The organism is Halomonas sp. PR-M31 (genome assembly GCF_001039575.1).
Classification (GTDB): Bacteria; Pseudomonadota; Gammaproteobacteria; order Pseudomonadales; family Halomonadaceae; genus Modicisalibacter.
Genome location: NZ_JIBT01000089.1, coordinates 1 through 3,849, shown reverse-complemented (window position 1 = coordinate 3,849; position 3,849 = coordinate 1). Strand labels below are relative to the sequence as shown.

5 protein-coding genes are annotated in these 3,849 nt (G+C 55.7%); 1 reads left to right on the top strand and 4 read right to left on the bottom strand.

Annotation, left to right across the window (positions count from 1 at the left end; translation table 11 throughout):
- On the top strand, positions 1 to 254 hold a 254-nt coding region (locus CH74_RS17420), incomplete at its 5' end, for an integrase core domain-containing protein (RefSeq protein WP_048308810.1).
- Between the two features lie 618 nt (positions 255 to 872).
- Here the strand turns inward: CH74_RS17420 and CH74_RS17415 are convergent.
- From CH74_RS17415 to CH74_RS17405, 4 genes are all read right to left on the bottom strand, one after another.
- Complete coding sequence (locus tag CH74_RS17415) at positions 873 to 2,240, bottom strand: glutamine synthetase family protein (protein WP_048308809.1); 1,368 nt, start codon at positions 2,238 to 2,240, stop codon at positions 873 to 875.
- Positions 2,241 to 2,369: 129 nt separating this feature from the next.
- Positions 2,370 to 2,918: a PotD/PotF family extracellular solute-binding protein gene (locus tag CH74_RS19750; RefSeq protein ID WP_253273115.1), complete on the bottom strand. Its 549-nt coding sequence runs from the start codon at positions 2,916 to 2,918 to the stop codon at positions 2,370 to 2,372.
- Between the two features lie 20 nt (positions 2,919 to 2,938).
- The gene (locus tag CH74_RS19745; RefSeq protein ID WP_253273114.1) at positions 2,939 to 3,430 is read right to left on the bottom strand and encodes a PotD/PotF family extracellular solute-binding protein; all 492 of its coding nucleotides are present in this window, start codon (positions 3,428 to 3,430) and stop codon (positions 2,939 to 2,941) included.
- A 71-nt stretch (positions 3,431 to 3,501) separates the two neighbouring features.
- The coding region (locus tag CH74_RS17405) for an ABC transporter permease (protein ID WP_048308808.1) at positions 3,502 to 3,849 on the bottom strand (348 nt) is incomplete at its 5' end.

Sequence of the window (3,849 nt, the reverse complement as noted above, 5' to 3'; positions counted from 1 at the left end):
CTATCGTGCTGGACTTTATCAATCCAGGTAAGCCGACCCAGAACTCCTACGTGGAGCGCTTCAACCGGACTTACCGGGACGAGATCCTGAATATGTATGTCTTCCGGAGTCTCACCGAAGTCCGGCAGCTAACCGAATCGTGGATGGCGGAATACAACGACGAGCGACCTCACGATTCATTGGAAGACCTGACGCCATGGGAATACCTGGCGAAACATCAACGGGCGGAAAACTCTAATCGGCGGTGCCACTAAAACAGGGGTGTTTACAAAAGAAGTGAGTTTGCCGATCAAAGCATGACTGCTCATGAATCATTGTCGTCAAAAGGCCACTAAGCTGTAGACGATGTGCAAGCTGTTGGAGCATTTTAATGCGACGTCGCCCCTCATCGACCAGTACCTCCATGAGTTTAGAAATACCTTGATCGAAGGGCTGAAAACGTAGCGCTAGTATTCTGTAACGATAAAGATGTTGCCTCTCATGAACGCTTGCCGTGATCAATACTTCTTGAGGCAATAGGGTGTGACTACTGATCTGCCTTGCTTGTCCTTGCATGGCTACAATCTCCCGACTACTACGCATCGTCAGTACAGGAAACGGACCGACTGTTGGCAGCCCATCGTCTGAGAAAGCGTAATAGGCGTGCGCACTGTCTCTGTTAAAACAAGTTAATAAAAACGCTCTTGGTGCAGGATGTTCATTCCTAGCGCCTCGTTGAGCATGGTTTTGGCAAGTAATAAGCAGCAGTTAAGGCTGATAAATAGTGTCAGGAAATACATGGAAAACGGCGTACCCGTCACCGGATACGCCGCTCAAGATGCTAAACAAGAATGACGAAAAGCATTATTTAGACGGGTTAATAAAACGTCAGTTTACACCCGCAGCAACAGGTGCTCCCGCTCCCAGGAGCTAATGACGCCAAAGTAAGCGGTATGTTCGGCTCGCTTGACCGCCAGGTAGCTGTTGATGAAGCGCTCGCCGAGCAGGTCTGCAAGCGCCGCACACTCCTGAAGGCTATCCAGGGCCGGGCTGATATCGTCCGGCAGCTTGTCCCCGGTGGCCCAGGCAGAGCCCATCATGGGAGGGCGTGGGTCGATCTGGCTGATCATGCCCAGGTAGCCGCAGGCCAGGGTAGCCGCGATCGCAAGATAAGGATTGGCGTCGGCACCGGCCAGGCGGTTCTCGACCCGGGTCGCTTCCGGCGCCCCCATCGGCACCCGCAGCCCCACGGTGCGATTGTCGAACCCCCATTCCGTATTGACCGGCGCCGAACCGCTGGTTTCGGTGCGCATCAAGCGGCGATAGGAGTTGACGTTGGGGGCGAAGAACGGCATGGCCGCGGGCAGGTACTGCTGCAGGCCGCCAATGTAGTGATGAAACAGCTTGCTGGGCTGACCGTCTTCGCCGGCAAACAGATTTCGCCCACTCCTGATGTCCACCAGACTCTGATGCACATGCATGGAGCTACCCGGCTCATTGGCCATGGGTTTGGCCATGAAGGTGCCGTACATGCCATGTCGCAGCGCCGTTTCCCGCAGGGTGCGCTTGAACATGACCACCTGGTCCGCCAGCATCAAAGGATCGCCGTGCTGGAAGTTGACCTCCATCTGCCCTGCGCCCTCTTCGTGCACCAGGGTATCGATGTCCAGGCCCATGGCTTCGGAGTAGTCGTACATCTCCTCGAACAGCGGGTCGAACTCGTTGACCGCATCAATGGAAAAGGACTGGCGACTGCTTTCCTGGCGTCCGGTACGTCCAATCGGCGGCTCCAGGGGATAATCGGAATCGGTATTGGTCTTGACCAGATAGAACTCCACCTCCGGGGCTACCACCGGCTTCCAACCCCGATCATCAAACAACTTGAGCACGCGCTTGAGCACCCCTCGCGGGGACAGCTCCACCGGCTCGCCGGTCAAATAGTAACAGTCATGAATGATCTGAGCGGTGGGGTCTTCTGCCCAGGGGACCAGGTAGGCGGCATTGGGATCCGGCACCAGTTCCATGTCGAGTTCCGCGGCATTCCAGAAGCGGATATCCTCGTCTTCGGGATAGCCCCCGGTGACCGTCTGGATGAAGATCGAGTCCGGCAGGCGCGGCCTCCCGCCATTGAGGTATTTCTTGGCAGGCATGATCTTGCCCTTGAGAATACCGGTCAGGTCGCTCACCAGACACTCAACCTCGGTGATGCCGTTGGCTTGAAACCACTCGCTCAGCTCGTGGTGCTGACTGTCACTACTCATACAACATTCCTTTCTTGGCGGGTTGCGCACTTATCGGCAGCGTCGTGCCGACATCACAAATGCAGAGGGGCAACCACGATGACCCCTGCTCTTGGAATCATTAAATGGGGCCTTACGGCCCCATGTTTTTTAACGAGACTGAACTTCATTCCACAGCTGCGTAAACGTCTGCAGCTGTTGCCCCTTCAGGCTGGGTGTGAACTCGAGACGTTCCATATCGTCTTCACTGGGCTGCACCGGCGGCTTGGTCAGCACCTCATCCAAATGCGGCACGGCCGCCTCATTGGGGCTGGCGTAGTAGTTGTAGTTGGAGAGCTGGGCACCCACTTCGGCGTCGAGTATGAAGTTGATGAAATTGTGCGCCATCTCTACGTTGGGCGCCTTGGAAGGGATCATCATGACATCCACCCACTTCTCGGTGCCTTCATCGGGAATCACGAACTCGATGTCTTTGAAGGAGTCCGGGTTTTCATCTTTGTAGAACAAATAGTCGCCGTTGTAGGTGATCGCCGCATGGGTCACGCCCCGGGCAAGCTGCTGAAGCGCCGGTGTACCGTCGGTAAAACCGCTGAAACGCCCCCGGTTCTTGGTCTCCAGCAATAATTTGGCGCTCTCTTTCCAGGCATCCACATCGGTACAGTCATAGCCATGGCCGAGATAGGCGCAAGCCACCCCCATGTTCACCTGACCGTCTCCCATCAACCGAAGGGATGATTGGGATTGACCTCCGGGTCGAACATCAGCGACCAGCTCTTGGGTGCATCCGGGAAGGTCGCAGCGTTGTAGACGAGGCCGGAGACACCCCATTGATAGGGCGCGGAGTAGACCGCTCCTTCGTCGTAGCTCGGGTCGTCGAACTGGTCCATGACGTTGTCCAGATTCGGAATCTTGGACTTGTCGAGCTTCTGTACCAGACCGGTCTCGATCAGACGCGGGACATAGTAGTTGGAAGGCACGATGATGTCGTACTGAGAGACACCGCCAGTGTTGAGCTTGGCGAACATCTCGGGCAGGGAGTTGTAGTAGTTCTGCACCACATCGACGTCATATTTCTTCTCGAACGCCGTGATGATCTCCGGGTCCATGTACTGGGTCCAGTTGAACACATACAGCTTGTTTTCCTGGGCCTGTACGCTGCCGACAAGAAGAAGGCTTCCCAGCGCGGTGGCAATCGTGGTCATTGTTTTCATTGTGTTGCTCTCCTTCGGTTTACATTACATATCGCGTTGCATCATCTAACGTTTTGCACTGCCAAAGGCATTCAGCGCTGTCCCTGGCGGTTGACCAACAAACTCATCAAGGCCGCAATGGCAACGGCACCGATCATCAGGGCCGCGATGGCATTGATTTCCGGCGTCACGCCTTTCTTGATGGCACCCCAGATATAAATCGGCAAGGTGGCGCTTTCCGGTCCCGAGGTAAAGAAGCTGATCACGAAGTCGTCGATGGACAGGGTGAAGGACAGGAAAAACGCGGAGATCAGCGCCGGTTTGATGGTCGGCAGCAGAAAGTGCCAGGCGCGTTTGAACGGCGTGGCATAAAGATCCTTTGCCGCCTCGAACAGGGTCGGATCGAGCCCTACCAGTCGTGAATAGACGATCAATGCCAC

Excerpts from the sequence above, each read along its gene's own strand:
- CH74_RS17415 (WP_048308809.1), bottom strand. The coding sequence starts at position 2,240 with ATGAGTAGTGACAGTCAGCACCACGAGCTGAGCGAGTGGTTTCAAGCC.
- CH74_RS19750 (WP_253273115.1), bottom strand. The coding sequence starts at position 2,918 with ATGGGGGTGGCTTGCGCCTATCTCGGCCATGGCTATGACTGTACCGAT.
- CH74_RS19745 (WP_253273114.1), bottom strand. The coding sequence starts at position 3,430 with ATGAAAACAATGACCACGATTGCCACCGCGCTGGGAAGCCTTCTTCTT.